Below are 16,694 nucleotides of genomic sequence, written 5' to 3' on the forward strand. Positions count from 1 at the left end.
AGTGCTAAAACTTTTTTTACTACAGGTGATTTATGACTTACGTAATTGTTCATGCTCTTGCACCGATTTTCGTCATCATGCTGCTGGGATTCTGGGCCGGTAAGGCAAAGATGGTCGATAACAAAAACGTTTCCCTGCTCAATATCTTCGTCATGGATTTTGCACTGCCTGCCGCGCTTTTCAGCGCCACCGTGCAAACCCCGTGGACCGGCATCGTGGCGCAGTCCCCGCTGATTCTGGTGCTGACGCTGGCGATGTGGATTACCTATGCGGCCATCTACTTCCTCGCCACCAAAGTCTTTAAGAAATCCCCGCACGACGCGGCCGTACTGACCCTGACGGTAGCTTTACCGAACTATGCAGCGCTTGGCCTGCCGATTCTGGGCAGCGTGCTGGGTGAAGGAGCGTCCACGTCGCTTTCCGTCGCGGTCTCTATTGCCTGCGGCTCAGTGCTGATGACCCCGTTCTGCCTGCTCATTCTGGAGCGTGAAAAAGCGCGCGCCGAGGGCAATAACTCCGGCTCAACGCTCTCCATGCTGCCGGTGCTGATGTGGCGCTCCATTAAAAAACCGATCGTGATGGGGCCGCTGCTGGGTGTGATTCTGTCTGCCATCGGGATCAAAATGCCGGAGCTGGTGCTGGCGGCGATCAAACCGCTGGGGCTGTCCGCGACCGCTGCGGCGCTGTTCCTGACCGGGGTGATCCTCTCTGCCCGTAAGCTGCAGATCAACACCATGGTGATTACCTCGACCATTGCCAAACTGCTGATTCAGCCAGCCATCGCCTGGGGTATCGTCTTGATCTTCGGTCTGCACGGCTCCGTGGCGATCACCGCGATCCTGATGATTGCGCTGTCTGCGGGCTTCTTCGGCGTGGTGTTCGGTAACCGCTTTGGCGTGCAGTCGCCGGACGCTGAAGCCGTGCTGCTGTTAAGCTCCGTACTGTGTATCCTGTCGCTGCCGCTGTTTATCTCGCTGACTTCAGGAATGTAATCATGACCGCAACATTACGCCCGCACGACCTCATCTGGCTTACCGCGCGCGACGCGCTGGAAGGCATCACCGAATACTGGGTGGAGGCGGCCTGGCATACCGGCCTGCCGGTGGTGGTGCGGCGTGATGTTGATAGCGAAGGCCGCATTCCCGTTGGCGTGCGCGGTTTTCGTCGCGACCAGCGGGCGGCCGGATGGGTGAAGCCCGAAAACGTTCGGCGAGTAGTATCACCGGAAGACCTGTGCGCAACCGCCGATCTGTTGCGCTCGCCGTTTGTCACCCAGCCACCCGTTCAGGTGGCGCTTCAGCTTTCTCAGCAGGCGTGGCCGTGGACGTGGGGCATTACCGGCAGCACCGGCTACGCGCTGGCGACCGGTATTCCGGTTATTCATGCCGACAGCGATCTCGATCTGCTGATCCGCGCACCGCGGCCAATTTCCCCCGATGCTTTTACCGCATGGCAGTCGCAGCTGAGCCGCGCATTGTGCCGGGCGGATACGCAGGTCGATACGCCCGAAGGGGGATTTGCGCTGGCGGAGTGGCTGCGCGACGGCAAAACGCTGCTGAAAACCCGCCGTGGACCGCGCCTGGTGTCGGATCCGTGGCGCAGGGAGGAGTGATGAAAATACTGTTTACCTTTCCGGGGCAAGGCACGCAGCATGAAGGCATGCTGCAAAACCTGCCGGGATCGGAACTGGAACGGGCGCGTGAGGTGCTTGGCGCCGAAGTGGATACGCTGGACAGCGCGGACGCGTTAACCCATACCCGCGCGGTTCAGCTTTCGCTGCTGATTGCCGGCGTGGCCTGGGCGCGCGAGCTGGAGCGTCGCGGCGTGTCGCCGGATATCGTCAGCGGGCTTTCCATCGGCGCTTATCCGGCGGCGGTCATCGCAGGCGCGCTGAGCTTTACGGACGCGCTGAGCCTGGTGGCGCTGCGCGGTGATTTGATGGAGCAGGCGTACCCGCACGGCTACGGCCTGACGGCAATTATGGGCTTAACCCTGCCGCAGGTGGAAACGCTGATTGAAGGCACCGGAACCTACATTGCCAACCTGAATGCCGAAACGCAGATCGTGATTGCCGGAACCGATGAAGGGATGGCGCAGGCAGCGGCACGCGCGCTGGCGAAAGGGGCGAGCAAGGCCAAACGGCTGGCGGTCAGCGTGCCGTCCCACTGCGAACTGCTGGCGGAACCGGCGCAAAAGCTGGCAACGGCGTTTGAATCGGTCACGCTTTCACGCCCACGCTGCGCCTACCTGAGCGGCAGCACCGGCCGCGTGCTGTGGCAGCCGGAAAAGATCGCCGACGATCTGGCGATGAACATGGCGCATACGGTGCGCTGGCAGGAGGCGATGATTTCAGCGAATGAACGCGAAGCCCGGCTGGCGATCGAGATGCCGCCCGGCGGCGTACTGACCTGCCTGACGCGTCAGGCTGCGTGGGAAGGAGAGACGATTTCACTGGAGCGCAGCGGGGTGGACGTGGCGGTGCATCTGGCGCGTCGGCTTCGTGCGTGAGTTTTTTTGCCCGGTGGCGGCTGCGCCTTACCGGGCCTACTCTCGAATTGTAGGCCCGGTAAGCGTAGCGCCACCGGGCAATATATCAGGCACTTTCCTGCAAACTGCGCGCATACATCCGCCCTTCGGCGGCCAGCGCCCGCAGGCTCGGATCCTGCTCGCGGTTGCGGGCAAAGACAATCGCGATCAGCTGCTGCATTTGATAAGGCTCCGCCAGCCTCAGGAGCTGCACGGAATTCTCATACACTTTCTTCATCCTGCCCGGCATCAGCGTAAAGCCCACTCCTGCCTGCACCAGGCTCAGCATTGAGAAAATATCATTCACCCGGGTAACAATCTCCGGTTCGAATCCGGCGATATGAAACGCCTCCTGAAACCCTGCATAGGTGGCGAACCCTTCTGCCAGAGCGACAAATTTCTGGTCTTTGTAATCACGCAGATCCGCTGGCCCGCGGGTATTCAGCGTGGCGGAAGCTGGTGCGGCAAGGAAAATATCGTCGTGGAACAGGGGTAGCACTTCGAGGCTGTTGCGATCGATGTCGCTCTCGGAGATGGAGATAAGAATGGCGTCCAGCGAGCCTTCGTCCAGCATGTGCAGCAGGGTTTCGTTGGAGCCCATAGTCAGATCCATCTCCAGATCCGGACGGCGCAGCTTCATGCCCATGATCAGACGCGGCACGGTTTCCAGGGTGAGCGAGTAGAGCGTCCCGACTCGCAGCCGCCCCTGGCCGATCCCGGCAATTTTGCGCGACTCTTCCAGCCCGCGCTCCATCACCTGCATCACTTCCTGACAATACTCCAGCAGCGTCCAGGCGGAAGGCAGGGCAATCAGGTTGCGCCCCTTGTGGGTAAAGAGCGGACAGCGCACGTTTTCTTCCAGCGTGTGCAGCGCGCGGTGAACGCTGACGCCGCTCAGGCCCAGAGTTTCGGCGGTACGCGCGATATTCCCCTTCTCCATAAACGTCATGAAGATGCTGAGCTTGCGGAACGTAATCTCGCTCGTGTTATCGAAACTCATAACCCTCCCGGCGTGTTATTCAGCCTGCAGCATCGCTTCCAGCTGCTCCTGCGCATCCAGCCACGCCATCTCGCACTCTTCAAGGCTGGATTTGGTCTTCGCCTGGGTTTGCAGGCAGTCCGTCAGCTCAGCCTTGCGGCTCTGGTCATACAGGCCGCTGTCGCCGAGCTTCTCTTCAACAGTGGCAAGCGTGGCGTTGAGCTTTTCCATCTCTTTTTCGAGGCGGGCAATCTCTTTACGCAGCGGCTGCGTCTGGGTGCGCAGCTCCGCTTCACGACGCTTCTGGTCTTTACGCGCCTGTGCGCTGTTGGCGTTGTCCTTCGCCGACTCCTCCGGCTGGCTCTCCTGCTTCTGCACGTCCGTCAGCCACTGCTGGTAGTCTTCCAGATCGCCGTCGAACGGTTCGACTTTACCATCGTGCACTAAGTAGAGATCGTCCGTGGTGGAGCGGATCAGGTGACGGTCGTGCGAAACCACCACCAGCGCGCCTTCGAACTCGATCAGCGCTTCGGTCAGCGCCTGGCGCATGTCGAGATCCAGGTGGTTGGTTGGTTCATCGAGCAGCAGCAGGTTCGGGCGCTGCCAGACGATCAGCGCCAGCACCAGACGGGCCTTTTCGCCGCCGGAGAAACGCTCGGTGTTTTCAGTCACCTTATCGCCCTGGAAGCCGAAGCCGCCGAGATAGTCGCGCAGCTTCTGCTCCATCTCCTGCGGCGCCAGACGCGCGAGGTGCTGAATCGGCGATTCATCCGCGCGTAAAAATTCCAGCTGATGCTGGGCGAAGTAGCCCAGCTTGATGCCCTTCGCAAGGCCGATTTCACCCTTGACCGGGTTAAGCTCGCCCGCCAGCAGTTTGATCAGCGTCGATTTACCGGCACCGTTTCGTCCCAGCAGACCAATACGTGAACCCGGCACCAGGTTGAGCTTGATGGAGTCGAGAATAATGCGGTCGGCATAGCCCGCGCTGACTTTTTCCATTTTCAGCAGCGGATTTGGCAGGCTTTCCGGGGCGCGGAAGCTGAAGTGGAACGGGTTATCCACGTGCGCCGGGGCGATCATCTCCATGCGTTCCAGCATCTTGATGCGGCTCTGGGCCTGCTTCGCTTTTGACGCTTTGGCCTTGAAGCGATCCACGAAGCTCTGCAGGTGCGCCACGCGCTGCTGCTGGCTTTCGTACATGGACTGCTGCTGGGCAAGGCGCGTCGCGCGCTGGCGCTCGAAGGAGCTGTAGTTGCCGGTGTACTCGAACATAGTTTGCTGTTCGATATGAATGATTTTATCCACCACCGGGTCGAGGAAGTCTCGGTCGTGGGAGATCAGAATCAGAGTGCCCTGATAGCTCTTGAGCCACTTCTCCAGCCAAATAACCGCATCGAGATCGAGGTGGTTAGTCGGTTCATCGAGCAGCAGCAGGTCAGAGCGGCAGATCAGCGCCTGCGCCAGGTTGAGGCGCATGCGCCAGCCGCCGGAGAAGTCGCTGACCGGGCGTTCCAGCTGTTCATTGCTGAAGCCCAGGCCGTGCAGCAGGCTGGAGGCGCGGGAGCGAATGGTCCACGCGTCGATGGCGTCCAGCTTGCCGTGAACGGTGGCAATGGCGTGACCGTCGTTGCGCTCGTTAGCAGAATGAAGTTCCGCTTCGAGCTTGCGGTATTCACGGTCGCCGTCGATAACATAGTCGAGTGCCGGTTCGCTCAGGGCTGGCGTCTCCTGGTTCACCCAGGCGAGCTGCCAGTTCCCCGGGAAGGTGAAGTTACCGCCATCCGCGCTAATCTCGTTTTTCAGCAACGCCAGCAGGGTGGATTTACCGCAGCCGTTTTTGCCGACCAGGCCCACTTTTTGGCCCGGGTTGATGGTAGCAGTGGCGTTATCCAGCAGGACGCGCACGCCGCGACGAATTTGTAACGAGGAGAAAACAATCATAGAAGCGCCGTATGTTCCGACTATGTTAATTTGTCATTATGATAATGTAAGGTGTGGGCCGTTTTCCGCACCGGGCCGCCATGGTAGCCCAAAACAACGACGATACACAAAAACAGAAACAAGACCGGGAGGGGAATGATGTCTCAGACAGCAAAAGTGCTGCTGCTGTATGCCCATCCGGAATCTCAGGACTCGGTGGCAAACCGGGTGCTGCTTAAGCCGGCCACACAGCTCAGTAACGTGACGGTGCACGATCTCTACGCGCACTATCCTGATTTCTTTATTGATATTCCTTACGAGCAGGAACTGCTGCGTCAGCATGACGTGATTGTGTTCCAGCATCCGCTTTATACCTATAGCTGTCCGGCCCTGCTCAAAGAGTGGCTGGACCGCGTGCTGAGCCGGGGCTTCTCCAGCGGGGTGGGGGGCAACCAGCTGGCGGGAAAGTACTGGCGTAGCGTGATTACAACCGGTGAACCCGAAAGCGCTTACCGCCACGACGGGCTGAACCGTTATCCGATGAGCGACATCCTGCGGCCTTTCGAGCTGACGGCGGCGATGTGCCGTATGCACTGGATGAGCCCGATTATTGTCTACTGGGCGCGACGCCAGGATCCGAAAGAACTGGCAAGCCACGCCAGAGCCTATGGTGAATGGCTTGCGTCACCGATTCCGGCAGGAGGTCGTTAATGGAAGGATCGAATTTGCTCCTCGCCGGGGTGCTGTTTTTATTTGCGGCCGTCGTCGCGGTACCGCTCGCTGCGCGTATTGGTATCGGTGCGGTACTGGGGTACCTGCTGGCGGGGATCGCGATCGGCCCCTGGGGACTGGGATTCATCAGCGATGTGGATGAGATTCTCCATTTCTCCGAGCTGGGCGTGGTGTTCCTGATGTTCATCATCGGCCTGGAGCTGAATCCTTCGAAATTGTGGCAACTCCGACGCTCTATCTTTGGCGTGGGCGCCGCGCAGGTGTTGTTCAGCGCCGCGATCCTGGGTGGCCTGTTAATGCTGACCAACTTTTCATGGCAGGCGGCGGTAATAGGAGGGATAGGCCTTGCGATGTCGTCAACGGCGATGGCCTTGCAGCTGATGCGCGACAAGGGGATGAACCGCAACGAAGCCGGTCAGCTGGGTTTTTCGGTGCTGCTGTTCCAGGATTTGGCAGTGATCCCGGCGCTGGCGCTGGTGCCGCTGCTGGCGGGCTCCGGCGACGATCACTTCGACTGGGCTAAAATCGCCATGAAGGTGCTGGCCTTCGCGGGGATGCTGATTGGCGGACGTTTCTTGTTACGTCCCGTGTTCCGCTTTATTGCCGCGTCGGGCGTGCGCGAGGTCTTTACCGCCGCGACGCTGCTGCTGGTGCTGGGATCGGCGTTATTTATGGACGCGCTGGGGCTGTCGATGGCGCTCGGGACCTTTATCGCCGGGGTGCTGCTGGCGGAGAGCGAGTATCGGCACGAGCTGGAAATTGCCATCGATCCCTTCAAAGGGCTGTTGTTAGGTCTGTTCTTTATTTCGGTGGGGATGGCGCTCAACCTTGGCGTGCTCTATACCCATCTGCTGTGGGTGATAGTAAGCGTCGCTATCCTGGTGGCGGTGAAGATGCTGGTGCTGTACGTCATGTCACGTATCTACGGGCTGCGCAGTTCGGAACGCATGCAGTTTGCCAGCGTGTTAAGCCAGGGGGGCGAGTTCGCGTTTGTGCTGTTCTCCACCGCATCTTCCCAGAAGCTGTTTAAAGACGATCAGATGGCGCTTTTGCTGGTAACGGTCACGCTTTCTATGATGACCACGCCGCTATTGATGAAGCTGGTGGATAAACTGCTGTCGCGCCGCCTGAATCCGGCAGACGATGAAGACGAGGCGCCGTGGGTGGAAGACGACAAGCCCCAAGTGATCGTGGTGGGCTTTGGCCGCTTTGGACAGGTGATCGGGCGTTTGTTGATGGCGAACAAAATGCGCATTACGGTGCTGGAGCGCGATATCAGCGCGGTCAACCTGATGCGTAAATATGGCTATAAGGTTTACTACGGCGACGCGACCCAGCTCGAGCTGCTTCGCTCGGCGGGGGCGGAAGCGGCAGAGTCCATCGTGATTACCTGTAACGATCCGGAAGATACGATGAAGCTGGTGGAGTTGTGCCAGCAGCATTTCCCGCATCTGCATATACTGGCGCGTGCGCGGGGACGTGTTGAAGCTCACGAACTGTTGCAGGCGGGTGTGAAACACTTCTCCCGTGAGACGTTCTCCAGTGCGCTGGAGCTGGGCCGTAAGGCGCTGATCTCGCTCGGCATGCATCCGCATCAGGCGCAGCGTGCCCAGATGCACTTCCGCCGGCTGGATATGCGGATGTTGCGCGAGCTGATGCCGGTCCATACCGATACGGCGCAGATCTCCCGCGTGCGGGAAGCGCGTCGCGAGCTGGAGGAGATCTTCCAGCGCGAGATGCAACAGGAACGACGCCAGCTCGATGGCTGGGATGAATTTGAATAAAGGGTAACGAAAGATGGCTGTACGTAAACGCTTTATCGCGGGAGCAAAATGCCCGACCTGCCAGGCGCAAGATACCCTGGCGATGTGGCGGGAAAATAATATTGATGTTGTTGAGTGTGTTAAGTGCGGTCACCAGATGCGTGAGGCCGACAAAGAGGCCCGCGATCACGTTCGCAAAGAAGAGCAAGTTATCGGGATTTTTCATCCGGACTAGCGATATGCCCTGAGTTTTTTTAAGCTAAAGGGTACACGGGTGCAGATTTCCGCTACAATCTGCGCCAGCAATTTTCCCACGCTCAGGAGATATCATGAAAGTAGCAAAAGACCTGGTGGTCAGCCTGGCCTATCAGGTACGTACAGAAGACGGTGTGTTGGTTGATGAGTCTCCGGTGAGTGCGCCGCTTGACTACCTGCATGGTCACGGTTCCCTGATTTCCGGCCTGGAAAACGCGCTGGAAGGTCATGAAGTTGGCGACAAATTTGACGTTGCTGTAGGCGCGAACGACGCTTACGGTCAGTATGACGACAACCTGGTTCAGCGCGTTCCTAAAGACGTGTTCATGGGCGTTGACGAACTGCAGGTTGGCATGCGCTTCCTGGCTGAAACTGACCAGGGTCCGGTTCCTGTTGAAATCACCGAAGTGGAAGATGACCACGTCGTGGTTGACGGCAACCACATGCTGGCTGGCCAGAACCTGAAGTTCAACGTAGAAGTTGTTGCGATCCGTGAAGCGACCGAAGAAGAGCTGGCTCATGGCCACGTTCACGGTGCGCACGGTCACGACCATGACCACGATCACGGCCATGACGGCTGCTGCGGTGGTCACGGCCACGATCACGACCATGGTCACGACCACGGTAAAGGTGGTTGCGGTAACGGCGGCTGCGGTTGCCACTAATTCCGTCATGCGGAAAATAAAAAAGCGGGATAATCCCGCTTTTTTTACGCCTCAATAATGAGGAGGTGGCGTCTCTTCTGACTGAGAGGCAATGTTTGACGGCTGCGTGGCCTTCAGCTTTTCCGTCAGCAGGCGCATATGATCCCGCAGTTTCGCCATTTCGAGCTCATGTGCGGTCACGGTCTGGTTTAGCTCTTCGATGGTGATGTCCTGAAAAGCCAGGCGGCTTTCCAGCTCAGCCATTCTCGCTTCTATCGTTGTATCCTTCATCATTCACCTCGTTTTTTTCAGATTCGCCATAATGGCCCTGCGGCGGCGCAGTTTAACTGAGTTTATCCTTAAGTACAGTCCGCATCCCCCTGGCGGGAAACTTATTTAAACAAAAATAGTCTGAAAAGTGGCGAGAATTGGAAGTGTCTGTCTGTAGATTTCTTCCGCAACGTTTTATAGTACGTAACTCATTTACGTTTAACGCTGGGGTGAGAGTCCCCAGGCCCTGGAGATATGGATGAAATCACTGTTTAAAGTAACGCTGCTGGCGACGACGATGGCTGTTGCGCTGAACGCGCCGCTGTCATTCGCTGCTGATACTGCTGCGAAGCCTGCTGCCACTGCAGACAGCAAAGCGGCGTTCAAAAATGACGACCAGAAATCCGCCTATGCACTGGGCGCATCTCTGGGTCGTTACATGGAAAACTCTCTGAAAGAACAAGAGAAGCTGGGCATCAAACTGGATAAAGCTCAGCTGATCGCGGGCGTTCAGGACGCATTTGCAGATAAGAGCAAGCTGTCTGACCAGGAAATTGAACAGACTCTGCAGGCGTTCGAAGCGCGCGTGAAGGGTGCCGCGCAGACTAAGATGGATGCGGACGCTAAAGACAACGAAGCGAAAGGCAAAGCCTACCGTGATACCTTTGCTAAAGAGAAGGGTGTAAAAACCTCTTCTACTGGCCTGGTGTACAAAGTTGAGAAAGAAGGCACCGGCGATGCGCCTAAAGACAGCGACACCGTTGTTGTGAACTACAAAGGTACGCTGATCGACGGTAAAGAGTTCGATAACTCTTACACCCGCGGTGAGCCGCTCTCCTTCCGTCTGGATGGTGTGATCCCTGGCTGGACTGAAGGTCTGAAAAACATCAAGAAAGGCGGCAAGATCAAGATGGTTATCCCACCGGATCTGGCCTATGGCAAAACCGGTGTTCCGGGTATCCCTGCCAACTCTACGCTGGTCTTTGACGTGGAGCTGCTGGACATCAAACCAGCACCGAAAGCGGATGCCAAAGCAGACGCGCCGGCTGACGATAAAGCCGCTGCTGCTAAGAAGTAATGCTGAAAAAAAACCGCCGCCTTTGAGGCGGCGGTTTTTTATTGTGGGGCAGATATAATTAACACTGGAAAGCGTTAGGCACGCTGTATTAATTTAGTTGTCCGTGTAGATAATGAGCCTGCCCTGAAAACCTAACGACAGGCTCCTGAAAAGGAGTGTTTTTTTCATGTCCAGGTCGCTTTTAACCAACGAAACCAGTGAACTTGATTTACTGGATCAACGTCCTTTCGATCAGACCGACTTCGATATTCTGAAATCCTATGAAGCGGTAGTGGACGGGTTAGCGATGCTCATTGGCTCCCACTGCGAAATCGTATTGCACTCCCTGCAAGATCTGAAGTGTTCCGCCATCCGCATTGCGAATGGTGAGCATACTGGCCGTAAAATTGGTTCGCCAATTACCGACCTTGCATTGCGTATGTTGCATGACATGACCGGCGCGGACAGCAGCGTCTCCAAATGCTATTTCACCCGCGCCAAAAGCGGCGTGCTGATGAAGTCAGAAACCATCGCGATTCGAAACCGCGAGCATCGCGTGATTGGGCTGCTGTGCATCAACATGAACCTTGATGTGCCTTTCTCGCAGATCATGAGCACCTTTATTCCGCCAGAAACGCCGGATGTTGGCTCTTCTGTTAACTTTGCTTCCTCTGTTGAAGATCTGGTGACGCAGACGCTTGAGTTTACGATTGAAGAGGTGAATGCCGATCGCAACGTCTCGAACAACGCCAAGAATCGTCAGATCGTGCTCAATCTCTACGAAAAAGGGATTTTTGATATTAAAGACGCCATCAACCAGGTGGCCGATCGTCTGAACATCTCCAAGCACACGGTCTACCTCTATATTCGCCAGTTCAAAAGCGGTGATTTCCTGGGACAAGACAAGTAATGCGTTTTGCGTTAATGGTGACAGGCCCGGCGTACGGGACTCAGCAGGCCAGCAGCGCGCTGCAGTTTGCGCATGCGCTGCTGGCAGCCGGACATGAGCTGGCGAGCGTCTTCTTCTATCGGGAAGGGGTGTATAACGCGAACCAGTTTACGTCGCCGGCGAGCGATGAGTTCGATCTGGTGCGCGCCTGGCAGGCATTAAACGAAAAGCAGGGCGTAGAACTGCACATCTGCGTGGCGGCGGCACTGCGCCGCGGGGTGACCGATGCAACCGAAGCCGCGCGCCTTGGTTTATCGGGTTCTAATCTGCAGCCCGGTTTTTCGTTAAGTGGCCTGGGCGCGCTGGCACAGGCGGCGTTAACCTGCGACAGAGTGGTGCAATTTTGATGAAACGTGTCGCGTTTGTTTTTTCCTCCGCACCGCACGGCAATGCATCAGGTAGAGAAGGGCTGGATGCGCTGCTCGCGACCTCAGCATTGACCGAAGATATCGGTGTCTTCTTTTTGAGCGACGGCGTATTTCAGCTTCTGGCGGGGCAACAGCCTCAGGCCATTCTGGCGCGTGATTACATCGCGACGTTCAAAGTATTACCGCTTTACGATATCGAAACCTTCTATGTCTGTGCTGACTCCCTGGCTGCGCGCGGTTTAAACGAGGCAACGCCTTTCGTGCTGGATGTGACAGTCCTGTCTTCTGCTGCATTGCGCGAACATCTTTCCCACTACGACACCGTTCTGACTTTCTGAGGCTGACATGCTCCATACTCTGAGCCATTCACCGTGGCAATGTGATATCGACGCGTTACTGAGTATGCTGCGCGAAGGCGATGACCTGCTGCTGATTCAGGACGGCGTGCTTGCTGCACTGGAAGGCAGTCGTTTCGTTGAAATTCTCACGAATGCCCCCATAACAGTCTCTGCGCTGAAGGACGATCTGGATGCGCGGGGTCTTTCTGGTCAAATTTCAGCCAAAATTGACGTGGTTGGCTATACTGATTTCGTCAATCTTACTGTGACGCACGCCAGTCAAATGAACTGGTGATCTGAGATCGCTGTATATTTCTTGACACCTTTTCGACGTAGCCCTAAAATTTCGCGTCCTCATATTGTATGAGGTCGTTTTATTACGTGTTTACGAAGCAAAAGCTAAAACCAGGAGCTATTTAATGGCAACAGTTAACCAGCTGGTACGCAAACCACGTGCACGCAAAGTTGCGAAAAGCAACGTGCCTGCGCTGGAAGCCTGCCCGCAGAAACGTGGCGTATGTACTCGTGTATATACCACCACTCCTAAAAAACCAAACTCCGCACTGCGTAAAGTATGCCGTGTGCGTTTGACTAACGGTTTCGAAGTGACTTCCTACATCGGTGGTGAAGGTCACAACCTGCAGGAGCACTCCGTGATCCTGATCCGTGGCGGTCGTGTTAAAGACCTTCCGGGTGTTCGTTACCACACCGTTCGTGGTGCGCTGGACTGCTCAGGTGTTAAAGACCGTAAGCAGGCTCGCTCCAAGTACGGCGTGAAGCGTCCTAAGGCTTAATGGTTCTCCGTTAAGTAAGGCCAAACTGATTTATCTTAATGTCACACTAAACTCTTTGAGTTTTGGACAATCCTGAATTAACAACGGAGTATTCCCATGCCACGTCGTCGCGTCATTGGTCAGCGTAAAATTCTTCCAGATCCGAAATTCGGATCAGAACTGCTGGCAAAATTTGTAAATATCCTGATGGTAGATGGTAAAAAATCTACTGCAGAAGCAATCGTATACAGCGCGCTTGAGACCCTGGCTCAGCGTTCTGGTAAAAATGAACTGGAAGCTTTCGAAGTCGCTCTCGACAACGTTCGCCCAACTGTAGAAGTTAAGTCCCGCCGCGTTGGTGGTTCTACTTATCAGGTTCCAGTTGAAGTTCGTCCGGTTCGTCGTAATGCCCTGGCAATGCGTTGGATCGTTGAAGCTGCTCGTAAACGCGGTGATAAATCCATGGCTCTGCGTCTGGCGAACGAACTTTCTGATGCTGCAGACAACAAAGGTACTGCAGTTAAGAAACGTGAAGACGTTCACCGTATGGCAGAAGCCAACAAGGCGTTCGCACACTACCGTTGGTAATCCCTTCGGAGTATTAGTCACCAGGCGGGCGCTTCAGAGAAGCCGCCCGCTCTGGGTAACTTAACTGAACGCCTAAAGATATAAACGAGGAATCAAATGGCTCGTACAACACCCATCGCACGCTACCGTAACATCGGTATCAGTGCGCACATCGACGCCGGTAAAACCACTACTACCGAACGTATTCTGTTCTACACCGGTGTAAACCATAAAATCGGTGAAGTTCATGACGGCGCAGCCACCATGGACTGGATGGAACAGGAGCAGGAGCGTGGTATCACTATCACCTCCGCAGCGACTACTGCATTCTGGTCAGGTATGGCTAAGCAGTACGAACCGCATCGCGTAAACATCATCGACACCCCAGGGCACGTTGACTTCACCATCGAAGTAGAACGTTCCATGCGTGTTCTTGACGGCGCGGTAATGGTTTATTGCGCAGTTGGTGGTGTTCAGCCACAGTCTGAAACCGTATGGCGTCAGGCGAACAAATATAAAGTTCCACGCATCGCGTTCGTTAACAAAATGGACCGTATGGGTGCTAACTTCCTGAAAGTTGTTGGTCAGATCAAAACCCGTCTGGGCGCGAACCCTGTTCCGCTGCAGCTGGCAATTGGTGCTGAAGAAGGCTTCACCGGCGTTATCGACCTGGTGAAAATGAAAGCCATCAACTGGAACGATGCAGACCAGGGCGTTACCTTCGAATACGAAGATATCCCAGCTGCAATGCAGGATCTGGCTGACGAATGGCACCAGAACCTGATCGAATCCGCTGCTGAAGCTTCTGAAGAGCTGATGGAGAAATACCTGGGTGGTGAAGAACTGACTGAAGAAGAGATCAAAAAAGCTCTGCGTCAGCGCGTTCTGAACAACGAAATCATCCTGGTAACCTGTGGTTCTGCGTTCAAGAACAAAGGTGTTCAGGCGATGCTGGATGCGGTAGTTGACTACCTGCCATCCCCGGTTGACGTTCCTGCGATCAACGGCATCCTGGACGACGGTAAAGATACCCCGGCTGAGCGTCACGCAAGCGACGAAGAGCCATTCTCTGCACTGGCGTTCAAAATTGCTACCGACCCATTCGTGGGTAACCTGACCTTCTTCCGCGTTTACTCTGGTGTGGTTAACTCCGGTGACACCATCCTGAACTCCGTGAAAGCGGCGCGTGAACGTTTTGGCCGTATCGTACAGATGCACGCTAACAAACGTGAAGAGATCAAAGAAGTTCGTGCGGGCGACATCGCTGCAGCTATCGGTCTGAAAGACGTGACCACTGGTGACACCCTGTGTGACCCGGATCACCCGATCATTCTGGAGCGTATGGAATTCCCTGAGCCGGTAATCTCCATCGCAGTTGAACCAAAAACCAAAGCTGACCAGGAAAAAATGGGTCTGGCTCTGGGCCGTCTGGCGAAAGAAGACCCATCATTCCGCGTATGGACTGATGAAGAATCTAACCAGACCATCATCGCTGGTATGGGTGAACTGCACCTGGACATCATCGTTGACCGTATGAAGCGTGAATTCAACGTTGAAGCGAACGTGGGTAAACCTCAGGTTGCTTACCGCGAAGCGATTCGCGCGAAAGTTACCGATGTTGAAGGTAAACACGCTAAGCAGTCTGGTGGTCGCGGTCAGTACGGTCACGTTGTGATCGACATGTACCCACTGGAGCCGGGCTCTAACCCGAAAGGTTACGAGTTCATCAACGACATCAAAGGTGGTGTAATTCCTGGCGAATACATCCCAGCCGTTGATAAAGGCATCCAGGAACAGCTGAAAGCGGGCCCTCTGGCTGGCTATCCGGTTGTTGACATGGGTGTTCGTCTGCACTTCGGTTCTTACCACGACGTTGACTCCTCTGAACTGGCGTTTAAACTGGCTGCGTCTATTGCCTTTAAAGAAGGCTTTAAGAAAGCAAAACCAGTTCTGCTTGAGCCAATCATGAAGGTTGAAGTAGAAACTCCTGAAGAGAACACCGGTGACGTTATCGGTGACTTGAGCCGTCGTCGCGGTATGCTGCGTGGTCAGGAATCCGAAGTAACTGGCGTTAAGATCCACGCTGAAGTTCCGCTGTCTGAAATGTTCGGATATGCAACTCAGCTGCGTTCTCTGACCAAAGGTCGTGCATCATACACCATGGAATTCCTGAAGTATGATGATGCGCCTAACAACGTTGCTCAGGCCGTTATTGAAGCCCGTGGTAAGTAATCCACAGGATTAAAACCTAAGTCCCGTGCTCTCTCCACAGGGGAGAGCACTATAGTAAGGAATATAGCCGTGTCTAAAGAAAAATTTGAACGTACAAAACCGCACGTCAACGTTGGTACTATCGGCCACGTTGACCATGGTAAAACTACCCTGACTGCTGCAATCACTACCGTTCTGGCAAAAACCTACGGTGGTTCTGCTCGTGCATTCGACCAGATCGATAACGCACCAGAAGAAAAAGCTCGTGGTATCACCATCAACACCTCTCACGTTGAATATGACACCCCGACTCGCCACTACGCACACGTAGACTGCCCAGGCCACGCCGACTATGTTAAAAACATGATCACCGGTGCTGCGCAGATGGACGGCGCGATCCTGGTTGTTGCTGCGACTGACGGCCCAATGCCTCAGACTCGTGAGCACATCCTGCTGGGTCGTCAGGTAGGCGTTCCTTTCATCATCGTGTTCCTGAACAAATGCGACATGGTTGATGACGAAGAGCTGCTGGAACTGGTAGAGATGGAAGTTCGTGAACTGCTGTCTCAGTACGATTTCCCAGGCGACGATACCCCAATCGTTCGTGGTTCTGCTCTGAAAGCGCTGGAAGGCGACGCAGAGTGGGAAGCGAAAATCATCGAACTGGCTGGCTTCCTGGATTCTTACATCCCAGAACCAGAGCGTGCGATTGACAAGCCATTCCTGCTGCCAATCGAAGACGTATTCTCCATCTCCGGTCGTGGTACCGTTGTTACCGGTCGTGTAGAGCGCGGTATCATCAAAGTTGGCGAAGAAGTTGAAATCGTTGGTATCAAAGAGACTGCTAAGTCTACCTGTACTGGCGTTGAAATGTTCCGCAAACTGCTGGACGAAGGCCGTGCTGGTGAGAACGTTGGTGTTCTGCTGCGTGGTATCAAACGTGAAGAAATCGAACGTGGTCAGGTACTGGCGAAGCCAGGCTCTATCAAGCCACACACCAAGTTCGAATCTGAAGTGTACATCCTGTCCAAAGACGAAGGCGGCCGTCATACTCCGTTCTTCAAAGGCTACCGTCCACAGTTCTACTTCCGTACAACTGACGTGACCGGTACCATCGAACTGCCAGAAGGCGTTGAGATGGTAATGCCAGGCGACAACATCAAGATGGTTGTGACTCTGATCCACCCAATCGCGATGGACGACGGTCTGCGTTTCGCAATCCGTGAAGGCGGCCGTACCGTTGGCGCGGGCGTTGTTGCTAAAGTTCTGGGCTAATTAATTATCCCCGAATTAAAAAAGGACGCTTCGGCGTCCTTTCTTGTTTTCTGATGTTCAGGCACTG

The 16,694-nt window shown here is 55.4% G+C and carries 19 protein-coding genes; 16 read left to right on the forward strand and 3 right to left on the reverse strand.

The genetic code is table 11. The features are described from left to right. Window positions 1–32: 32 nt before the first annotated feature. The 3 genes from RVY89_RS21520 to mdcH are packed head-to-tail and all read left to right on the forward strand — an operon-like array spanning window position 33 to window position 2,508. Window positions 33–992: an AEC family transporter gene (locus RVY89_RS21520; protein ID WP_484826417.1), complete on the forward strand. Its 960-nt coding sequence runs from the start codon at window positions 33–35 to the stop codon at window positions 990–992. A gap of 2 nt (window positions 993–994) precedes the next feature. Continuing rightward, the gene (locus tag RVY89_RS21525) at window positions 995–1,612 is read left to right on the forward strand and encodes a malonate decarboxylase holo-ACP synthase (protein WP_484826418.1); all 618 of its coding nucleotides are present in this window, start codon (window positions 995–997) and stop codon (window positions 1,610–1,612) included. Continuing rightward, entirely contained in the window at window positions 1,612–2,508 is an 897-nt protein-coding gene (gene mdcH, locus RVY89_RS21530; protein ID WP_484826419.1) for a malonate decarboxylase subunit epsilon, read from the forward strand. The genes RVY89_RS21525 and mdcH overlap by 1 nt, the downstream gene beginning before the upstream one ends. Window positions 2,509–2,593: 85 nt before the next feature. Here the strand turns inward: mdcH and RVY89_RS21535 are convergent, their stop codons facing one another. Next, a complete protein-coding gene (locus RVY89_RS21535; protein WP_371899036.1) occupies window positions 2,594–3,526 on the reverse strand; it encodes a LysR family transcriptional regulator in 933 nt (310 codons plus the stop codon). Window positions 3,527–3,541: 15 nt separating this feature from the next. After that, a complete protein-coding gene (locus RVY89_RS21540; RefSeq protein WP_484826420.1) occupies window positions 3,542–5,446 on the reverse strand; it encodes an ABC transporter ATP-binding protein in 1,905 nt (634 codons plus the stop codon). Between the two features lie 138 nt (window positions 5,447–5,584). Between RVY89_RS21540 and kefG the strand changes: the two genes are divergently transcribed. The 4 genes from kefG to slyD all read left to right on the forward strand — a co-directional run bounded on the left by kefG (window position 5,585) and on the right by slyD (window position 8,840). Continuing rightward, window positions 5,585–6,136, forward strand: coding sequence for a glutathione-regulated potassium-efflux system ancillary protein KefG (gene kefG, locus RVY89_RS21545; protein WP_014885493.1), 552 nt, complete (start codon window positions 5,585–5,587; stop codon window positions 6,134–6,136). After that, the gene (kefB, locus tag RVY89_RS21550) at window positions 6,136–7,941 is read left to right on the forward strand and encodes a glutathione-regulated potassium-efflux system protein KefB (protein WP_262770906.1); all 1,806 of its coding nucleotides are present in this window, start codon (window positions 6,136–6,138) and stop codon (window positions 7,939–7,941) included. The genes kefG and kefB overlap by 1 nt, the downstream gene beginning before the upstream one ends. 13 nt (window positions 7,942–7,954) lie before the next feature. Next, window positions 7,955–8,155: a YheV family putative zinc ribbon protein gene (locus RVY89_RS21555; RefSeq protein WP_010436300.1), complete on the forward strand. Its 201-nt coding sequence runs from the start codon at window positions 7,955–7,957 to the stop codon at window positions 8,153–8,155. Window positions 8,156–8,249: 94 nt separating this feature from the next. Continuing rightward, complete coding sequence (gene slyD / locus RVY89_RS21560; RefSeq protein ID WP_014833521.1) at window positions 8,250–8,840, forward strand: peptidylprolyl isomerase; 591 nt, start codon at window positions 8,250–8,252, stop codon at window positions 8,838–8,840. Window positions 8,841–8,891: 51 nt separating this feature from the next. Here slyD and RVY89_RS21565 read toward each other — a convergent pair whose 3' ends face one another. After that, window positions 8,892–9,110, reverse strand: coding sequence for a protein SlyX (locus tag RVY89_RS21565; protein WP_008503009.1), 219 nt, complete (start codon window positions 9,108–9,110; stop codon window positions 8,892–8,894). Window positions 9,111–9,348: 238 nt separating this feature from the next. Here RVY89_RS21565 and fkpA point away from each other — a divergent pair, with 238 nt between their 5' ends. The 9 genes from fkpA to tuf all read left to right on the forward strand — a co-directional run bounded on the left by fkpA (window position 9,349) and on the right by tuf (window position 16,627). Then, window positions 9,349–10,167, forward strand: a complete 819-nt coding sequence (gene fkpA / locus RVY89_RS21570) for an FKBP-type peptidyl-prolyl cis-trans isomerase (protein WP_023309460.1) — start codon at window positions 9,349–9,351, stop codon at window positions 10,165–10,167. A 166-nt stretch (window positions 10,168–10,333) separates the two neighbouring features. Further along, window positions 10,334–11,056, forward strand: a complete 723-nt coding sequence (locus RVY89_RS21575) for a helix-turn-helix transcriptional regulator (RefSeq protein ID WP_003861697.1) — start codon at window positions 10,334–10,336, stop codon at window positions 11,054–11,056. Then, entirely contained in the window at window positions 11,056–11,442 is a 387-nt protein-coding gene (tusD, locus tag RVY89_RS21580) for a sulfurtransferase complex subunit TusD (protein ID WP_033146792.1), read from the forward strand. Before RVY89_RS21575 ends, tusD begins: the two co-directional genes overlap by 1 nt. Continuing rightward, window positions 11,442–11,801 carry a sulfurtransferase complex subunit TusC gene (gene tusC, locus RVY89_RS21585; protein WP_047652862.1) on the forward strand — a complete coding sequence of 120 codons (360 nt, stop codon included), beginning with the start codon at window positions 11,442–11,444 and terminating at the stop codon, window positions 11,799–11,801. Before tusD ends, tusC begins: the two co-directional genes overlap by 1 nt. 7 nt (window positions 11,802–11,808) lie before the next feature. After that, window positions 11,809–12,096: a sulfurtransferase complex subunit TusB gene (gene tusB / locus RVY89_RS21590; protein ID WP_024907951.1), complete on the forward strand. Its 288-nt coding sequence runs from the start codon at window positions 11,809–11,811 to the stop codon at window positions 12,094–12,096. A 124-nt stretch (window positions 12,097–12,220) separates the two neighbouring features. After that, window positions 12,221–12,595, forward strand: coding sequence for a 30S ribosomal protein S12 (gene rpsL / locus RVY89_RS21595; RefSeq protein WP_000246815.1), 375 nt, complete (start codon window positions 12,221–12,223; stop codon window positions 12,593–12,595). 96 nt (window positions 12,596–12,691) lie between these two features. After that, entirely contained in the window at window positions 12,692–13,162 is a 471-nt protein-coding gene (rpsG, locus tag RVY89_RS21600) for a 30S ribosomal protein S7 (RefSeq protein WP_004106370.1), read from the forward strand. Window positions 13,163–13,258: 96 nt separating this feature from the next. Further along, the gene (gene fusA / locus RVY89_RS21605; RefSeq protein ID WP_033146789.1) at window positions 13,259–15,373 is read left to right on the forward strand and encodes an elongation factor G; all 2,115 of its coding nucleotides are present in this window, start codon (window positions 13,259–13,261) and stop codon (window positions 15,371–15,373) included. A 69-nt stretch (window positions 15,374–15,442) separates the two neighbouring features. Continuing rightward, window positions 15,443–16,627, forward strand: a complete 1,185-nt coding sequence (gene tuf / locus RVY89_RS21610; RefSeq protein WP_023309456.1) for an elongation factor Tu — start codon at window positions 15,443–15,445, stop codon at window positions 16,625–16,627. Window positions 16,628–16,694 lie beyond the last annotated feature (67 nt).

Source organism: Enterobacter sp. 3U4, from assembly GCF_057224565.1.